The sequence below is a fragment of the Cellulomonas sp. P1_G12_2 genome (genome assembly GCF_056405535.1).
The window spans coordinates 15,253-32,279 of sequence record NZ_JBFUBX010000010.1; the positions used below are offsets into that span (position 1 = coordinate 15,253).

General features: G+C 73.3%; 15 protein-coding genes. 6 read left to right on the forward strand and 9 right to left on the reverse strand.

Annotation, left to right across the window (positions count from 1 at the left end; genetic code table 11):
* Positions 1-27 precede the first annotated feature (27 nt).
* Positions 28-336: a 50S ribosomal protein L21 gene (gene rplU, locus AC1DXT_RS19780; protein WP_200938597.1), complete on the reverse strand. Its 309-nt coding sequence runs from the start codon at positions 334-336 to the stop codon at positions 28-30.
* 296 nt (positions 337-632) lie between these two features.
* Positions 633-3,719 (reverse strand): Rne/Rng family ribonuclease, encoded by a 3,087-nt coding sequence (locus AC1DXT_RS19785; protein ID WP_477062998.1) that lies wholly within the window; start codon positions 3,717-3,719, stop codon positions 633-635.
* A 483-nt stretch (positions 3,720-4,202) separates the two neighbouring features.
* Here AC1DXT_RS19785 and AC1DXT_RS19790 point away from each other — a divergent pair, with 483 nt between their 5' ends.
* From AC1DXT_RS19790 to AC1DXT_RS19810, 5 genes are read left to right on the forward strand one after another with little or no spacing between them, the layout of a single operon-like run.
* Complete coding sequence (locus AC1DXT_RS19790) at positions 4,203-5,699, forward strand: cytochrome ubiquinol oxidase subunit I (protein WP_477063057.1); 1,497 nt, start codon at positions 4,203-4,205, stop codon at positions 5,697-5,699.
* Between the two features lie 15 nt (positions 5,700-5,714).
* Complete coding sequence (gene cydB / locus AC1DXT_RS19795) at positions 5,715-6,779, forward strand: cytochrome d ubiquinol oxidase subunit II (RefSeq protein WP_477062999.1); 1,065 nt, start codon at positions 5,715-5,717, stop codon at positions 6,777-6,779.
* Positions 6,776-8,401, forward strand: a complete 1,626-nt coding sequence (gene cydD, locus AC1DXT_RS19800; RefSeq protein ID WP_477063000.1) for a thiol reductant ABC exporter subunit CydD — start codon at positions 6,776-6,778, stop codon at positions 8,399-8,401. The genes cydB and cydD overlap by 4 nt, the downstream gene beginning before the upstream one ends.
* Positions 8,398-10,137: a thiol reductant ABC exporter subunit CydC gene (cydC, locus tag AC1DXT_RS19805; protein ID WP_477063001.1), complete on the forward strand. Its 1,740-nt coding sequence runs from the start codon at positions 8,398-8,400 to the stop codon at positions 10,135-10,137. Before cydD ends, cydC begins: the two co-directional genes overlap by 4 nt.
* Positions 10,127-11,839 carry a sensor histidine kinase gene (locus AC1DXT_RS19810; protein WP_477063002.1) on the forward strand — a complete coding sequence of 571 codons (1,713 nt, stop codon included), beginning with the start codon at positions 10,127-10,129 and terminating at the stop codon, positions 11,837-11,839. The genes cydC and AC1DXT_RS19810 overlap by 11 nt, the downstream gene beginning before the upstream one ends.
* A 15-nt stretch (positions 11,840-11,854) precedes the next feature.
* Here AC1DXT_RS19810 and AC1DXT_RS19815 read toward each other — a convergent pair whose 3' ends face one another.
* Positions 11,855-12,481 carry a response regulator gene (locus AC1DXT_RS19815; protein WP_421736114.1) on the reverse strand — a complete coding sequence of 209 codons (627 nt, stop codon included), beginning with the start codon at positions 12,479-12,481 and terminating at the stop codon, positions 11,855-11,857.
* Positions 12,482-12,538: 57 nt separating this feature from the next.
* Here AC1DXT_RS19815 and AC1DXT_RS19820 point away from each other — a divergent pair, with 57 nt between their 5' ends.
* Positions 12,539-13,483: an NAD(P)-dependent oxidoreductase gene (locus tag AC1DXT_RS19820; protein ID WP_477063003.1), complete on the forward strand. Its 945-nt coding sequence runs from the start codon at positions 12,539-12,541 to the stop codon at positions 13,481-13,483.
* Here AC1DXT_RS19820 and mutM read toward each other — a convergent pair.
* From mutM to coaD, 6 genes are all read right to left on the reverse strand, one after another.
* A complete protein-coding gene (gene mutM / locus AC1DXT_RS19825) occupies positions 13,480-14,382 on the reverse strand; it encodes a bifunctional DNA-formamidopyrimidine glycosylase/DNA-(apurinic or apyrimidinic site) lyase (RefSeq protein WP_477063004.1) in 903 nt (300 codons plus the stop codon). The genes AC1DXT_RS19820 and mutM overlap by 4 nt on opposite strands.
* 1 nt (position 14,383) lies before the next feature.
* Positions 14,384-15,073, reverse strand: a complete 690-nt coding sequence (rnc, locus tag AC1DXT_RS19830) for a ribonuclease III (protein WP_056089882.1) — start codon at positions 15,071-15,073, stop codon at positions 14,384-14,386.
* Positions 15,074-15,140: 67 nt separating this feature from the next.
* Entirely contained in the window at positions 15,141-15,338 is a 198-nt protein-coding gene (rpmF, locus tag AC1DXT_RS19835; protein ID WP_477063005.1) for a 50S ribosomal protein L32, read from the reverse strand.
* Between the two features lie 2 nt (positions 15,339-15,340).
* Positions 15,341-15,919, reverse strand: coding sequence for a YceD family protein (locus tag AC1DXT_RS19840; RefSeq protein WP_056089879.1), 579 nt, complete (start codon positions 15,917-15,919; stop codon positions 15,341-15,343).
* A gap of 125 nt (positions 15,920-16,044) precedes the next feature.
* A complete protein-coding gene (locus AC1DXT_RS19845; RefSeq protein WP_477063006.1) occupies positions 16,045-16,536 on the reverse strand; it encodes a hypothetical protein in 492 nt (163 codons plus the stop codon).
* Entirely contained in the window at positions 16,533-17,021 is a 489-nt protein-coding gene (coaD, locus tag AC1DXT_RS19850) for a pantetheine-phosphate adenylyltransferase (protein ID WP_477063007.1), read from the reverse strand. The genes AC1DXT_RS19845 and coaD overlap by 4 nt, the downstream gene beginning before the upstream one ends.
* Positions 17,022-17,027 lie beyond the last annotated feature (6 nt).

Genomic DNA, 17,027 nt, shown 5'->3' on the forward strand with positions numbered 1-17,027 from the left:
TGCGGCCGACCGGCCGACGGCGCGAGATCAGGAGATGCCGGTGACCTTGAGGCGGGTCAGCTTCTGGCGGTGACCCTGGCGCTTGCGGTAGCCGGTCTTGTTCTTGTACTTGAGGATGTCGATCTTGGGACCCTTCTCGTCCCGCACGACCTCCGCCGTCACCTTCACCTTGGCCAGGGCCTTGGCGTCGGTGGTGACCTTCTCGCCGTCGACGAGCAGCAGGGCGGTCAGCTCGATGGTCGACCCGGCCTGCGCGCCGAGGCGGTCGACGACGACGACGTCGCCCACAGCGACCTTCTCCTGGCGGCCGCCAGCCTTCACGATCGCGTACACCACGTTGCTGCTCATCTCTGCTCGTCGAACTGCTTGTCACATGCTCAGTCGAAATACTTGGTGCCCTGCCTGCGCCCGCGCACATCCCGCTGCCACCGGTGTTCACCGGTTCCCGTGGGGGTTCGCGTCGGCGCCGCGACGGCGGCACAMATGACCAGCGCGTACACGACGCGCCGACGTTCTAGGGTACGGACCGCACGGCGCAGGGTCAAACCTGACGGCTCTCCCCGCGTGCGACGTGACCGAACGCACGTCGTTGCGGGGCGCTCGTGCCGGCGAGACCGGCACGAGCACCGCCGTCAGTGCTCCTCGAGGCCGTCGCCGTCCCCGGGCTCGGACGCCTCGGCGTCATCGCCCTCGGACTCGTCGTCGGACTCGAACACGTCGGCCGGAACCGCCGTCAGCTCGAGGTCCGCGCCGTCGACCGGCTCGGTCGACTCCTCGGCCTGCACGCCCGCGAACTCGGCGAACACGTCGAGGCCGGGTGCGCTGGGCGCCTCGGGCTGCGCGACGACAGGCGCCTCGTCGTGGTCGTGGTCGTGCTCGTGCGCGTGCGCGGCCGCTGCGGCGATCGTCGCGAGCGTCGCCTTGACCGCCTCACGGGCCTCGGGCAGCACGGGCACACCCGCGTGCGGCACGTGCGCGACCGGCTCCTTGCTGGTGCCACCTCGCTTGCGACGCGACCGCTTGGCCTCGGCGTCGGCCGCGGCCGCGGGCTGCTGCTGCGCACCGGCGTCGGGACGCTGGTTGCTCTTCTCGATCGGCTCCTCGTGCACGATGAAGCCGCGCCCGTGGCAGTGCTCGCACGTCTCGCTGAACGCCTCCACCAGACCCTGACCGACGCGCTTGCGCGTCATCTGGACCAGGCCGAGCGAGGTGACCTCGGCGACCTGGTGCTTGGTCCGGTCGCGGCCGAGGCATTCCACCAGGCGGCGGAGCACGAGGTCACGGTTGGACTCGAGCACCATGTCGATGAAGTCGATGACGATGATGCCGCCGATGTCGCGCAGCCGGAGCTGGCGGACGATCTCCTCGGCGGCCTCGAGGTTGTTGCGCGTCACCGTCTCCTCGAGCGTGCCGCCCGAGCCGGTGAACTTGCCGGTGTTGACGTCGACCACCGTCATGGCCTCGGTGCGGTCGATCACCAGCGAGCCGCCCGAGGGCAGCCAGACCTTGCGGTCCATGCCCTTGGCCAGCTGCTCGTCGATGCGGTGCACCGCGAACACGTCGGTCTCGGACTCCCAGCGGGAGACCTTCTGCGCCAGGTCCGGGGCGAGCTCGTCGATGTACGACGAGATCGTCGACCAGGCGTCGGCGCCCTCGACCACGAGGGAGGAGAAGTCGTCGTTGAAGATGTCGCGGACCACACGGATGGCCATGTCCGGCTCACCCTGGAGCAGTGCCGGTGCCGAGGCGGTCTTCGACTTCTTCTCGATGGCCTCCCACTGGCTCTGCAGTCGGGCGATGTCGGCGCGCAGCTCGTCCTCGCTGGCCCCCTCGGCCGCGGTGCGCACGATGACGCCCGCGGAGTCCGGGACAATCTCGCGCAGGATCTTCTTGAGGCGGTTGCGCTCGGTGTCGGGCAGCTTGCGGCTGATGCCGGTCATGCCACCACCGGGCACGTACACGAGGTAGCGGCCGGCGAGCGTGACCTGCGAGGTCAGACGCGCGCCCTTGTGGCCGATCGGGTCCTTGGTGACCTGCACCAGCACCGGGTCACCGGACTTGAGGGCCTGCTCGATGCGTCGCGCCGAGCCTCCCTCGAGCCCCGCCGCGTCCCAGTTGACCTCGCCGGCGTAGAGCACGGCGTTGCGGCCCTTGCCGACGTCGACGAAGGCGGCCTCCATGCTCGGCAGCACGTTCTGCACGCGGCCGAGGTAGACGTTGCCGACCATCGAGGCCTGCGCCTGGTTGGACACGTAGTGCTCCACGAGCACGCCGTCCTCGAGCACAGCGATCTGGGTGCGGGCGTTCTTCTCGCGCACGATCATCGAGCGGTCGACGGACTCGCGGCGGGCCAGGAACTCCGACTCCGTGATGATCTGGCGGCGGCGGCCGGCATCGCGACCGTCCCGGCGGCGCTGGCGCTTGGCCTCGAGCCTCGTCGAGCCGCGCAGGGCGGTGACCTCGTCGCTGGGCACGCGGGTGCGGGCGGCGCGGGGCTCGTTCTGCTCGCCGGACTCGCCGCGGGACGACCCACGACGACGGCGACGGCGGCGACGGCTCGAGCCGCCGTCCTCGTCCGTGGCGTCGTCCGAGTCGGCCTCGGAGTCGGTCGTGGCAGCCTCGTCGGCGTCCTCGTCCGAGTCCTCGGAGTCGTCGGTGGACCCGGCGGAGTCAGGTCGGCTGCGCCGTCCACGGCCACCGCGACGACGACGGCGGCGCGGGGCGCCGGACTCGGCGGCCTCCGCCTCGTCGTCCTCCTCGAGCTCGGCCTGGTCGTCGCTCACGTCCTCGGCGGCCTCGTCGTCGGCCACGATCTCGTCCGGCACGGCCTCGACGACGTCGTCGACGACCTCGTCCTCGGTGCGTGCGGCGTCCGCGCCACGTCCACGACGCCCACGGCGGCGCGAGCCGCGCGACGACGCCGTGCCCTGCTCGACGGTCTCGGTCTCGGTCTCGGTCGCGTCGACGGGCTCGGGGGTCGCCTCGGCGGCCTCGGCCTCGGCGCGGCGGGCGGCCTCGGAGATCTCCTCCGGCGAGCCGGTGCCGGCCTGCGCGCGACGACGGCGCGGGCGCGCAGCGGCCGGGTCCGGCGCCTGGAACAGCAGGGCGGTGGTGGCGAAGCGACGGCCGGTGGAGGTGGAGCTGGTCGTGGCGTTGGCCGGCTCGCTCGACGGGGCGGTCGCAGCCAGCTCGGCGAGCACGTCGAGGGTCGGCGCCTGCTCGGCGTCCTCCTCCTCGGTCTCGGCCGGCTCGATCTCGGCGGGCACGGGCTCCGGGGCGGGCTCGGGCGCGGCTGCGGCGCGGGTGCCGGACCGGCGGCGACGCGGGGCCGCCTTGGGGGCAGGCTCCTCGGCCACCGGGGCGCTCTCTGGAGCGGTCTCCGGGGCGGTCTCCGGCTCGGCGACGGGCTCGGGCGTCTCGACGACGGGAGCCGGGGCGTCCTCGACGGGCGTCGCGACGACGGTGCGCGTGACCCGGCGGGACTTCTTCGCGGGGGCCGCGGCGGCAACCGGCTCAGCGGGGGGTGCCGGCTCCTCGGCAGGTGCTGCCGGGGCAGGCTGCTCGGCGACGGCCGGGACCGTGACGACTGCGTCGGCCGGGACGTCGGTGCTCGGGGCGGCGGTCACGCGGGTGGCGCGGCGTCGGCGCGGGGCTGCGGGCGGTGCCTCACCCCCGGCGGTCGTCGTCGCGTCTGCGGTGGGGGTGTTCTCGTCGGTCACGCGAAGTGCTCCTGGATACCGAGCAACGCCACCCACACTCGCGGCGGCACTCGGTCGGTCGGTCGTCGCACGCGTGCTGCGCGGCGACGGAAAGTCGGCGGTCGTGGCTGCTGCACCCGGTCGGCGCCATCGCCTGCGACGCCGGAGCCGTCGGTCCCGATCGGGGACCAGCGGGCGGCAGAGCGGCGGCTGGCACGCACGACATGCTGGTGCTGCGAGCTCAAGGGTCCCGGGGCGGTGTGGTCGTCCAAGGAGCCGTGGTCAGTATCGCACAGGGCATCTCGCACGGCGTCCCGATGGTGCCCGGCGCGCCCTCCGGTCTTTCTGACGGCCTGCCGTCTTCCGGGACCTTGGTCCCAGGGGCAGACTGGTCGTGGTCCTAGCGTTTCCCCAGGTCCGCACGTCAGGCCCGGTCACACCCCGGGCCCGGTGGGCACCCTCGGACCCGACCCGCCGTACCGCCTCGCACCCCCGGAGGGGCCCGTGGACACGCTCGACGTCGCTCGATGGCAGTTCGGCATCACGACCGTCTACCACTTCATCTTCGTCCCGCTCACCATCGGCCTCGCGCCGCTGGTCGCGATCATGCAGACCGCGTGGGTGCGGACCGGCAACGAGCGCTGGCTGCGGCTGACCAAGTTCTTCGGCAAGCTCCTGCTCATCAACTTCGCGATCGGTGTGGCCACCGGCATCGTGCAGGAGTTCCAGTTCGGGATGGCGTGGAGCGAGTACTCCCGGTTCGTCGGCGACGTCTTCGGCGCTCCGCTGGCCATGGAGGCGCTCGCCGCGTTCTTCGTCGAGTCGACGTTCCTCGGCCTGTGGATCTTCGGCTGGGACAAGCTGCCCAAGAAGATCCACCTTGCGTGCATCTGGGCCGTGGCGATCGCCACCAACCTCTCCGCCTTCTTCATCCTCGCGGCCAACTCCTGGATGCAGCACCCCGTCGGCTCGATCTACAACGAGACCACGGGCCGCGCCGAGATGGTCGACATCGGCGCCGTCCTGTCCAACCCCACGGTGCTCGCCGCGTTCCCGCACACCATCGCCGCGGCGTTCCTCACCGCCGGCACGTTCGTCGCCGGGATCGCCGCGTGGTGGATGGTCCGGCTGGTTCGCGCGGGACAGGCCGACAAGGCCCGCGACGTCTACCGGCCCGCGGTCGTCCTCGGAGTGATCGTCATGCTCGTGTCGGGCGTCGGCGTGGCGCTGTCGGGCGACTGGCAGGCCAAGCTCATGTTCGACCAGCAGCCCATGAAGATGTCGTCGGCGGAGGCGCTGTGCCAGACGACCGAGGGCGGCGCACCGTTCTCCATCCTGGCCATCGGCGACCTGAGCAACTCCTGCGAGGGCGTCAACCACGTCATCGAGATCCCCGGCCTCACGTCGTTCATGGCCACCGGCGACTTCAACGCTCCCCTGCCGGGCGTCGAGAACCTGCAGGCGCAGTACGAGGAGAAGTACGGGTTCACGGACGACGAGGGCAACCCGATCTCCTACCAGCCGAACCTGCTGATCACGTACTGGTCGTTCCGGCTGATGATCGGCTTCGGCCTCGGGTCCGCCGCGCTCGCCCTGGTCGCCCTGTGGGTGACGCGCAGGGGCCGCGTCAACGGGAACGCGTGGTTCGGCCGGCTCGGCATCGTCGCGCTGGTCACCCCGTTCCTGGCGTCGTCGTTCGGCTGGATCTTCACCGAGATGGGTCGCCAGCCGTGGGTCGTCGCGCCCAACCCGAACCCGAGCGGCGTGGACGGCGTGTGGCTGCTCACGGCGCGCGGGGTGTCGACCGTGACCAGCACGGGGACGATCCTCACCAGCCTGATCGCGTTCACCCTGCTCTACGGGGTGCTCGCCGTGTTCTGGTACCGCCTGATGCACCGCTACACGGTCGAGGGCGTCGCCGACACCGAGCACGACCCCAGCCCCGACAACCCCGACAACGACCCGGACGCAGCCGACCGTCCGCTGTCGTTCGCGTACTGAGCGGAGCCGACGACCATGGAGCTCACGACCGTCTGGTTCATCCTCATCGCCGTCCTGTGGACCGGCTACCTCGTGCTCGAGGGGTTCGACTTCGGCGTCGGCATGCTGCTCGGCCTGCTGTCCCGCGGTGACCGCGCCGCCAAGGACCGTGACCGCCGGGTCATGATCAACACCATCGGCCCCGTCTGGGACGGCAACGAGGTGTGGCTGCTGACCGCGGGCGGCGCCACGTTCGCGGCGTTCCCGGAGTGGTACGCCACGATGTTCTCCGGCTTCTACCTGCCCCTCCTGCTCATCCTGCTCGCGCTGATCGTGCGTGTGGTGTCGTTCGAGTGGCGCGGAAAGATCGACGACGACCGCTGGCGGTCGCTCGCGGACCGGAGCCTGATCGTCGGCTCGTGGGTGCCGGCCGTCCTCTGGGGCGTCGCGTTCGCCAACCTGGTCCGCGGCGTGGAGCTCGACGTCGACCACCAGTACGTGGGCGGGTTCTGGGCGCTGCTCAACCCGTTCGCCCTGCTCGGCGGCGCGACGACGGCCCTGATCTTCCTCACGCACGGTGCGGTGTTCCTCGCGCTCAAGTCGGACGGTGACGTCCGGGCGCGGGCCGGGGCGTTCGCCGCGCGGTCGTCGGTGCTGACGCTCGTCGTCGCCGGAGCCTGGGCCGTGTGGGCGCAGCTGGCGTACTCGGTGCCGTGGACGTGGGCCGCGGTCGTCGTCGCTGCCGGTGCGCTGGCCGTCCTGGTCGTCGCCACGCAGCGCCGCAAGGAGGGTCTGGCGTTCACCGCCTCGGCCGTCGCGATCGTGGCCGCGGTGGTCCTGATCTTCGGCTCGATGTACCCCGACGTGATGCCCGCGTTCGACCCCGCGAACTCGCTGACGGTCACCAACGCGTCCTCGACGAGCTACACGCTCACCGTCATGACGTGGGTGGCCGCGATCCTCACCCCGCTCGTCCTGCTCTACCAGGGCTGGACGTACTGGGTGTTCCGCAAGCGCATCTCCTCGCACCAGATCCCCGCCCACACCGGCCTCACGTTCGAGAAGGTCCCCGTGCTGAACAAGCCGTCCTCCGACCAGTGAGACCGCTCGACCCGCGCCTGCTGCGGCACGCCCGCGCGGCCCGCGGGTACGTCGCACTGACCGCCGCCCTCGGCGTGGTCACGGCGGCGCTGGTGGTCGCTCAGGCGCTGCTCCTGGCGCACACGCTCGGGAACGCGGTGACGGACGGCGCGACGCTCGCGGTGCTGGCCCCGACGATCGCCTGGCTGGCGGCCGTGGTGGTGGTCCGCGCCCTGGTCACCGCGCTGCAGGAGCGCTTCGCGCACCGGGCGGCCGCCCGCACCGTCGGCGAGCTGCGCGAGCAGGTCGTGGCGCACGCCGTCGCCCTCGGTCCGCGCTGGCTCGCGACCGGCGAGGGTCCGTCGGTGGTCACGCTGGCCACCCGGGGGCTCGACGCGCTCGAGCCCTACTTCGTGCGGTACCTGCCTCAGCTGGTCCTGGCCGCGACCGTGACGCCCGGGGTCCTGCTCGTCGTGCTCGGGCTGGACTGGGTCTCCGCGGCGATCCTCGTCGTCGTGCTTCCCCTGGTCCCGCTCTTCATGGTGCTCGTCGGCCGGCTCACCCAGGGACGCTCGGAGCAGGGCCTGGCCAGCATGCAGCGGCTCGGCGCCCAGGTGCTCGACCTGCTCGCGGGCCTGCCGACGCTGCGCGCGCACGGGCGCGAGCACGGTCCCGGCGCCCGCGTGCGGAGCCTCGGCGACGCGCACCGCCAGGCCACGATGGGGACCCTGCGCATCGCGTTCCTGTCCGGCATGGTCCTCGAGCTGCTCACCACGCTGTCCGTGGCACTGGTCGCGGTCGGCATCGGGCTGCGACTGGTGGAGGGCGACCTCGACCTGGTCACCGGCATCGCGGTGCTGGTCCTCGCGCCCGAGGTCTTCCTGCCGCTGCGCCAGGTGGGCGTCCAGTTCCACGCGGCGGCCGACGGGGTCGCGGCCGCGGGGCGGGCGTTCGAGGTGCTGGAGACCCCGGTCCCGCCGGCCGGGACGCAGACCGCCCCCGACCTGCGCAGCGCGACGCTGCGGCTCGACGGGGTCGGCGTCGCCGGCACGCCGCACGACCTCGACCTGGTGGTGCGGCCCGGCACCGTCGTGGCGCTGACGGGACCGAGCGGGGTCGGCAAGACGACCGCGCTGGAGGTCGCCCTCGGGCTGCTGCGACCCGACGCCGGCCGCGCCACGATCGACGGCGTGGACCTGGCGGACGTCGACCCGGCCACGCTGTGGGCGCAGGTCACGTGGCTCCCCCAGCGGCCCGTGCTCGAACCCGGGACGATCGCGCAGCTGGTGGGAGGCGACGAGGCCTCGCGTACGAGCGCGGCTGCGCTCACCGGCCTCGACGCCGTGCTCGCGGATCTGCCTCTCGGCTGGGCGACGCCGCTCGGCCGCGGTGGCGAGGGCCTCAGCCTCGGCCAGCGGCAGCGCGTCGCCCTCACCCGCACCCTGCTGTCGCCGACCCCGCTCGTCGTCCTCGACGAGCCCACCGCCCACCTGGACGCGGCCGGCGAGCAGGTGGTGCTCGACACCGTGCGGGCGCTGCGGGACGCGGGCCGGACCGTGCTGCTGGTGGCGCACCGGCTCTCGCTGGTCGCGGCCGCCGACGACGTCGTCCCGGTGCGCTCGAGCGCGGAGGTCCTCGCATGACGCGCGGGACGCTCCGACGGGCGATCCGGCTCCTGGACATCGATCCCCGGCGCCTCGCTCTCGCACTGCTGCTGGGGACGCTCGCGCTCGGGTGCGGGGTCGCGCTGGCCGCCGTGTCCGCCTGGTTGATCGCGCGCGCCTCGCAGATGCCGCCCGTCCTCCAGCTGTCGGTGGCCACCGTGGCGGTCCGGGCGTTCGGCATCGGGCGCGGGGTGCTGCGGTACCTCGAGCGCCTGGTGTCCCACGACCTCGCCCTGCGCGGCATGACCGAGCTGCGCACCACGCTGTACCAGCGCCTCGCGGTGGCCCGGCCCGACACCCTGCTGCGGCTGCGGCGCGGTGACCTGCTGGCTCGCGTCGGTGCGGACGTCGACACGGTCGGCGACGTCGTCGTCCGCGGCCTGCTCCCGGCCGGGGTGGCCACGCTGCTCGGTGCGGGCACCGTCCTCGCGATGTGCGCGTTCTGGCCGCCCGCCGGGCTGGCGCTCGCCGGCTGTCTCCTGCTCGCCGGGGTCGCGGCGCCCCTGATCGCGGCACGCGCCGCACGCACCACCGAGGACCTCGCGCTGCAGAGCCGCGCGGACATGACCGCCACCGCGCTGGGCCTGCTCGACGACACGGGTCCGCTGCGGGTCGCCGGGCGCGCGGCCGACGAGCTCGCCGCCATGCGGGAGGCCGACCGCCGGCTCGCCGCGGCGACCGATGCGGGTGCCGGTGCGGCCGCGGTCGCCGCGGGGCTCGGCCAGCTCGCCGTCGGCATCGCCGTGCTCGTGGCGCTGGTCACCGGCGTGCCGGCGGTCGGCGCCGGGCTCCTGACCCCTGTGGAGCTCGCCGTCGTCGTCCTGACGCCCCTCGCGGCGTTCGAGGCGACGTCGCTGCTGCCCGCCGCAGCGATCCAGGTCCAGCGGTCGCGCGCGGCTGCCGCCCGGATCCTCGCCCTGCTCGACGCGCCGACGGACCCCGTCCCGACCGACCGTGGCACCGCCGGTCCTCCGCTGGTCGCCGCCGGCGTCGCCGCGGGCTGGCCGGGCGCGCCCACCGTGCTCGAGGGTCTCGACCTGGACCTGCGCGCGGGCCGGTCGGTGGCGATCGTGGGACCGTCCGGCACCGGAAAGACGACCACCCTGCTCACCCTCGCCGGGCTGCTCCCCCGGCGCGGCGGATCGCTCGCGCTCGGCGGGCACGACGTCGACCACCTCGCCCGCGACACCGTCGTCGGCGCCGTGGTGGTCGGCACGGAGGACGCGCACGTGTTCGGCACCACCGTGCTCGAGAACCTGCGGGTCGCCCGCGGCGACGTCACCGAGGCGGAGGCGGTCGCCGTCCTGGCGCGCGTAGGGCTCGGCGACTGGCTCGCCGGGCTGCCGGACGGGCTGGACACGCTGCTCGGCCCGGACGCGCGCACGGTGTCCGGTGGCGAGCGCCGCCGGCTGCTCGTCGCCCGCGCACTGCTCTCGCCGGCCGAGCTGCTGCTCGTTGACGAGCCCGCCGAGCACCTCGACCCGGACCGCGCGGACGCCCTGGTCACCGACCTGCTGGGCGACCCTCGCGGGGTCGTCGTCGTCACGCACCGACTCACCCCGCTCGGCGCCGCGGACGAGGTCCTCTGGCTCGAGGGCGGACGGGTCCGGGCGCGCGGGACGCACGACGACCTGGTCGCGTCGGCGCGCGGCTACCGTGAGCTGCTGGACCGCGAACGCGCGGACGACGAGACGGGGGCCGAGCGTGCGCGATGAGACAGCCGGCCACCGGCTCACCGAGGTGCCGGACTCGGCCCTCCCGCTGACCGGCGACGGACTGACCGACCTGCTCGGCGCCATCCTCGCGGTCGCCAGCGAGCTGGAGCTGGCCACCGTGCTGGAGCGGTTCGTACAGGTCAGTGCCGAGCTCACCGGCGCGCGGTACGGCGCCCTCAACGTGCTCGACGGGCACGGCACCTCGACCACCTTCGTGTTCACGGGCGTCCCGACCGCCGTCGCGGGTGCTCTGCGGACGGCACCCCACGCCCAGGGCGTCCTCGGCCAGATCCCGGAGACGGGCGTGCTGCGTCTGGACGACCTGCGCGAGCACCCGGCATTCCGCGGGTTCCCGCGCGAGCACCCGCCGATGGGCTCCTTCCTCGGCGCCTCCGTGCGCGTCGGCCCCCGCGTGTTCGGCCAGCTCTACCTGTCCGAGAAGGCCGGCGGCTTCACCCAGGCCGACGAGGACGTCGTGGTCGCCCTCGCCGCCGCCGCAGGGGTGGCCGTCGCGAACGCGCAGCTGTACGCCGAGGCCGAGCGGCGCGAGCACTGGCTGCGCGCCGGGCAGGACATCACGACCATGCTCCTGGAGGGCATCGACGAGGAGGAGGCGCTCGACCACATCGCGGCCACCGCCCTCGAGCTCGCCGGCGCAGACACCGCCGCGCTGGCCCTGCCCGGCGTCGGCGGGGAGCTGCTCATCGAGCTGGCCGTGGGGTACGAGAGCGAGCGCATCCTCGGCGCCCGGATGCCGATGGGCGGACGCGCCTGGACGGTGATGACCGAGGGCAAGGGCCTGCTCACCCCCTCACTGTCGGCGGCCCGCACTGTCGCGGTGCCCGTGATGCGCTCGTTCGGACCCGCGCTGTACGCACCGCTGCGGTCCTCGGGGCAGGACATGGGTGTGCTCATCCTCCTGCGCAAGATCGGCGCCACCCCGTTCGACGTGAGCGACCTGGCGACCGCCGAGTCGTTCGCCGCGCAGGCCGCCCTGGCCTACGTGCTGGCGGGTGCGCGTCACGCCCAGGACCTGGCCTCGCTGCTCGACGAGCGCGAGCGGATCGCCCGCGACCTGCACGACCTCGCCATCCAGCAGCTGTTCGCCACCGGCATGCAGCTGGAGACCGTGCGGCGACGAGCCGCGCGCGGCGTGGACGCGACCGAGCTCACCGGCATCGTCGACGACGCCCTCGACAACGTGGACGCCTCGGTGCGCCAGATCCGGCAGATCGTGCACGAGCTCCACGACCCCGACGCCGCCTCCGGGCTCGTTGAGCGGCTGCGCCGGGAGGCGTCCCTCGCGCGCACCGGGCTCGGCTTCGCGCCCTCGTTCGTCGTCAGCCTGGACGGCGAGGCGCTCGTCGACGGTGGCGTCGAGGAGGACCAGTTCGACGAGCGGGTGGGTCAGGCGCTGGCGTCGGACGTGGTGGCGGTCGTCCGCGAGGGGCTGGCGAACGCCGCGCGGCACGCGCACGCGTCGTCGGTCATCGTGCGCGTGACCGTGCACGGGGCCGGGCCGCTCGGGTTCGTGCTGGTGGAGGTGCAGGACGACGGTGTCGGTCTGCCGGCGCGCCGCGACCGGAGCTCCGGCACCGGCAACCTCGTCTCGCGCGCGCGGCAGCATCGCGGGACGTTCAGCCTCGGCACCCCGCCGGACGGACGCGGCACGCTGCTGACGTGGGAGGCCCCGCTCGGCTGAGCGGCTGCCCGCGCGTCAGTGACCGGGCTCGGCCCGCCAGCCGGCGTGCTTGCGCGACGCGACCCATGCCGCCACCTGCGTCCGGCGCTGCAGCCCCATCTTGGCCAGCAGCGACGTGATGTGGTTCTTGACGGTCTTCTCCACGACGCCGAGGCGCTCGGCGATCTCCCGGTTGGACAGGCCCTCGCCGATGAGGTCGATCACGCGCAGCTCGCTGGGGGTCAGGCTCTCGGTCGGGTCGTCGTGCCCGGCCTTGCGACGGGTGACCGTCCGCTCGTCGAGCAGGATCCGGCCGGCCGCGACCGCGCGGATGACGTCGGTGATCTCCGCACCGCGCACGGACTTGAGCAGATAGGCGGCCGCACCGGCGTCCAGCGCGGCCGCGAGGGCGTCGTCGTCGTCGAACGACGTCAGCACGATCGCGCGCGCGGACGGGAGCTGCTCGCGCAGCGCGCTCAGCAGCTCGATGCCCGTGCCGTCCGGCAGCTGGAGGTCCACGAGGAGGACCTGCGGACGCACCAGAGCGGCCCGCCGCACGCCGTCGGCCACCGATCCGGCCTCGGCGACGACGGACATCCCGTCGGCCCGGTCGACGACCTCGGCGATCCCTCGCCGGACCACCTCGTGGTCGTCGACGATCATCACCGTGATGGGACCTGCGGAGGCGCTGATGTGGGGCACGGTGGCATCGTAACGAGGGTGACCACCTTGCTGCTGCCGACCACGCTGTCCGACGAGCCGACCGTGCCGTCCGATGTCCGAATTGTCCGGTACGACGTGGGTGAACCTGTGCCCGACGGGGCCCTCGATGCCGACTCTCTCGTGCTCTGGGGCAACGGGCACGAGCAGATGTCCGACGCCGCCCGCCGCCTGACCCGGCTGCGCTGGGTGCAGACGCTCGCCGCCGGCCCTGACGCCACGCTCGCCGCGGGGTTCGCGGACGACGTCGTCATCACCTCCGGGCGCGGCCTGCACGACGGTCCGGTGGCCGAGCACACGCTCGCCCTGCTGCTGGCCGCGGCCCGCCGCCTCCCCGAGCTGGTCCGCGCGCAGGACGAGCACCGCTGGGCCGGCGAGCTCGGCGGCATGCAGGACTCCCGGCCGGGGCAGGCGTTCCGGACGCTCGACGGCGCCCGCGTGCTGATCTGGGGCTTCGGGTCGATCGCCGCCCGGCTGGCGCCCCTGCTGGCCGCGCTGGGCGCCACGGTCACCGGCGTGGCCACGGCAGCCGGCGACCGCCACGGCTTCCGGGTGATCTCGGCCTTCGACCTGCCGGACGAGCTGCCCCTGACCGACGTGCTGGTCTCGCTCCTGCCCGCCACCCCGCAGACGCAGCATGCGGTGAACGCCGACGTGCTGTCGCTGCTGCCGTCGCACGCATGGGTGGTCAACGTCGGCCGGGGCGCGACCCTGGATGAGACGGCGCTGCTGGACGCGGTGCAGGCCGGCCGGCTGGCTGGCGCGGCGCTGGACGTGTTCGAGACCGAGCCGCTGCCCGCCGACTCCCCGCTCTGGGACGAGCCCCGCGTGCTGATCAGCCCGCACGCCGCGGGCGGGCGGCCCGTCGGTGCAGGCGAGCTGATCGCGGAGAACCTCTCCGCGTACCTGTCCGGCGGCAGGCTCCGCAACGTGGTGCAGCGCTAGAAGCGACCCCGTCGCGGGCGCGGCTGGCAGTGCGGGCAGCTGTAGGACGACCGGTTCATGAACTCGTCGCGGCGCACCGGGGTGCCGCAGCGGGGGCACGGGCGACCCTCCTGCCCGTACACGGCGAGCGAGCGGTCGAAGTAGCCCGAGGCACCGTTCACGTTCACGTAGAGCGCGTCGAAGCTGGTCCCGCCCTGGGCGAGCGCCTCGGTCATCACCGCAGCCGCACCCTCCAGCGCCCGGACCACCTCGACGCGGCGCAGGGTCTCGGTCGGGCGCGCGTAGTGCAGCTGCGCGCGCCATAGCCCCTCGTCGGCGTAGATGTTCCCGATGCCCGAGACGAGGGTCTGGTCCAGCAGCGCCCGCTTGAGGCCGGTCTTGCGCCGACGGACCGCCGCGACCAGTGCGTCGTGGTCGAGTGCGGGATCCAGCAGGTCGCGGGCGATGTGCGCGACCGGTTCCGGCAGGACCGGCAGTGGCGAGCCGAGCCCGCCGGGCGAGCCGTCGGGCGTCGGCACCAGGTCGGGGACGCTCAGGTGGCCGAACGTGCGCTGGTCGACGAAGTCCAGGGCGGACCCGTCGTCGAGGTCCAGCCGCACCCGAAGGTGAGGGTGCTCGACGCGGCCGACGCCCGGCTCGCGCACCAGCAGCTGCCCGCTCATGCCCAGGTGCGCCAGGAGGGCGTCGTCCCCGTCGTCCAGCAGGAGCCAGAGGAACTTGCCGCGCCGGACGGCCGCATCGAGCCGGCGCCCCCGCAGCCGGCCGGCGAAGTCGAGGGGGCCGTCGACGTGCCGCCGGACGCTGTAGTCGCGGCGCACCTCGACAGCCGTGACCGTGCGACCGAGCACGTGCCGCGCGAGCCCGTCCCGGACGGTCTCGACCTCGGGCAGCTCCGGCACGTCAGGGCAGCGGCAGCGCGGCGAGCACCCGGTAGGCGTCCGCGGCTGCGTCCTGCTCGGCGAGCTTCTTGGCCGGTCCCACCCCGACCCCCCGCGGCTGGCCCGCCACGACCGCGCGTGCGGTGAACGTCCGGGAGTGGTCCGGACCCTCGCCGGTCACCTCGTAGCTGGGCGCACCGAGCCCCAGGGCGGCGGACAGCTCCTGCAGCGAGGTCTTCCAGTCGAGGCCGGCACCGAGCCCCGCAGCAGCCTCGAGAGACGGGCCGACCAGCCGCTCGACGAGGGTGCGCGCCGTCTCCACGCCGTGGCTGAGGTAGACCGCACCGAACACCGCCTCGAGCGTGTCCGACAGGATCGAGTCCTTGTCCGGCCCGCCCGTGGACAGCTCGCCCTTGCCCAGGAGCACGTAGCTGCCCAGGTCGAGGTCCCGCGCGACGACCGCGAGGGCCCGCTGGGACACCGTGGCGGCCCGCATCTTCGCGAGGGCGCCCTCCGGGAGGTCGGGGTGGGCACGGTAGAGCCGCTCGGTGACCACGAGCCCGAGCACCGCGTCCCCGAGGAACTCGAGGCGCTCGTTGGTGGGGATCCCCCCGGCCTCGTGCGCGAAGGAGCGATGGGTCAGGGCAAGCACGAGAAGCTCGGGGTCCAGGTGGACCCCGAGCTTCTCGAGAAGTTCTGCCGCGGCACTCACGCCGGTCCTCCGGTCATCGAATGCTCCACGGCGGACGAGCTGGGCTCAAGGAGCCGCAAGCTCAGCCTCAGCGGACCTCGAACTCGGTCCGCACTGCCTCGGCGTAGGCACGGTCCTTGTAGATACCGCACGACGGGCAGGCCGTGTGCGGCATCTTGTTGGCCTTGCACTGCGGGCAGGTGTGGAGCGTCGTGGCAGTGGTCTTCCACTGCGACCGACGCGCACGGGTGTTGCTGCGCGACATCTTGCGCTTCGGAACAGCCACGGCTAGCTCTCTTTCGTCTCGTCGTTCGAGCCCACGAGGCCGCCCAGAGCGGCCCAGCGAGGATCAAGCGTCTCATGCGAGTGGTCAGGGTCGTCCGCCAGTCGCGCTCCACACTCGGAGCACAGGCCGGGGCAGTCGGGACGGCACAGCGGCTGGAACGGCAGAGCCGGCACGACCGTGTCCCGCAGCGCAGGCTCGAGGTCGACCAGGTCGCCCTCCAGCTCGCGCACGTCCTCCTCGTCGTCGCCGTCCTCGACCGCGACCGCCGCGCGCTCGGGGTACACGTACAGCTCCGTGAGCGAGACGTCGACATCCTCGACGACCTCACCCAGGCAGCGCACGCACTCCCCGATCGCCCGACCACGGACGGATCCGGTGACCAGGACCCCCTCCATGACTGCCTCGAGCCGCAGATCCAGCTCGACGTCAGCCCCGGTGGGGATGCCGATCACATCCGTCCCGAGATCTTCCGGGGCACCCACGGTGCGCTGCACGGTCCTCGTCGATCCCGGACGTCGACCGAGCTCGTGCGAATCGAGCACGAAGGGCGAACGGGGATCGAGGTGAACAGGGCGCGGCACGGCCAGGGTCCCCTCGTTGATCTCGGTACGGCCATGAGCGGCAGAACCAACGGATCACTCTACGGCACAGGTCAGGGGCCGCCCAAATCCTCCGCGAGTGGCGCAGGTCTCACATCTCGACCGGCTCAGCCCTCGTCGACGCCGAGTCGTCCCGCCAGCTTGGCCCGGCCGGCCTGCACCTGGCTCAGCACCTTGCCCAGGTCGATCTCGAAGTCCGCCAGCCGGCGGTCGCAGTAGTCGTCGGCCTCCCGCTGCAGGCGCTCCGCGGTCTCCTCCGCGTCGGCGACCACCTGCGCCGCGCGCTCCCGCGCCGCGACGACGACGGCCTCCTGGTCGACGAGTGCCTCCGCCTGCGCGCGTGCCTGCGCCAGCAGGGCGTCCGTGTCCGCCTGCGCGACCGACCGGGCGGCGTCGGCGTCGGCGAGCACCTCGTCGGCGCGCGAGAGCTGGCTGGGCAGCACGTCGCGCGCCTGGTCCACGAGGTCGAGCAGCTCGGCGCGGTTCACCAGCACCGAGGACGACATCGGCATCGCCCGCGCGTTAGTGACCGCCGAGGCGATCGCGTCCAGCACCCCGGTCAGGCCCTCGGGCCGAGTCGTCGGATCCTCGTCGGTCATCCTGCGTCCCCTCCTCGAAGTGCTGCACGTACCGCGTGGGCGACCGGCCCGGGCACGAGGTCGTCGATCGGCCCGCCGTACCGTGCCACGTCCTTGACCAGCGACGACGCGATGTGGGCCAGGGCCTGGTCACCGACGACGAACACCGTCTCCACACCCGACAGGTGCCGGTTCATGAGTGCCATCGGCAGCTCGGCGTCGAAGTCGGCGCCACCGCGCAGGCCCTTGACCACCGCGACCGCACCCACCGTACGGACGAAGTCGGCCAGCAGCCCGTCGACAGCCTCGACCCGCACGCCGTCCACGTCCGAGAACACGTCGCGCGCGAGGGCGACGCGCTGCTCGACGGGCAGCAACGAGGACTTCGTGGAGTTGCGGGCGACGCCGACGACGACCTCGTCGAACATCGACCGGGCTCGTCGGATCACGTCGACGTGACCGAGCGTGAGGGGGTCGAACGACCCGGGGCAGACGGCAGTGGTCACCTCGTC

Excerpts from the sequence above, each read along its gene's own strand:
- cydB (WP_477062999.1), top strand. The coding sequence starts at position 5,715 with ATGGAGCTCACGACCGTCTGGTTCATCCTCATCGCCGTCCTGTGGACC.
- cydC (WP_477063001.1), top strand. The coding sequence starts at position 8,398 with ATGACGCGCGGGACGCTCCGACGGGCGATCCGGCTCCTGGACATCGAT.
- AC1DXT_RS19815 (WP_421736114.1), bottom strand. The coding sequence starts at position 12,481 with ATGATCGTCGACGACCACGAGGTGGTCCGGCGAGGGATCGCCGAGGTC.
- AC1DXT_RS19845 (WP_477063006.1), bottom strand. The coding sequence starts at position 16,536 with ATGACCGACGAGGATCCGACGACTCGGCCCGAGGGCCTGACCGGGGTG.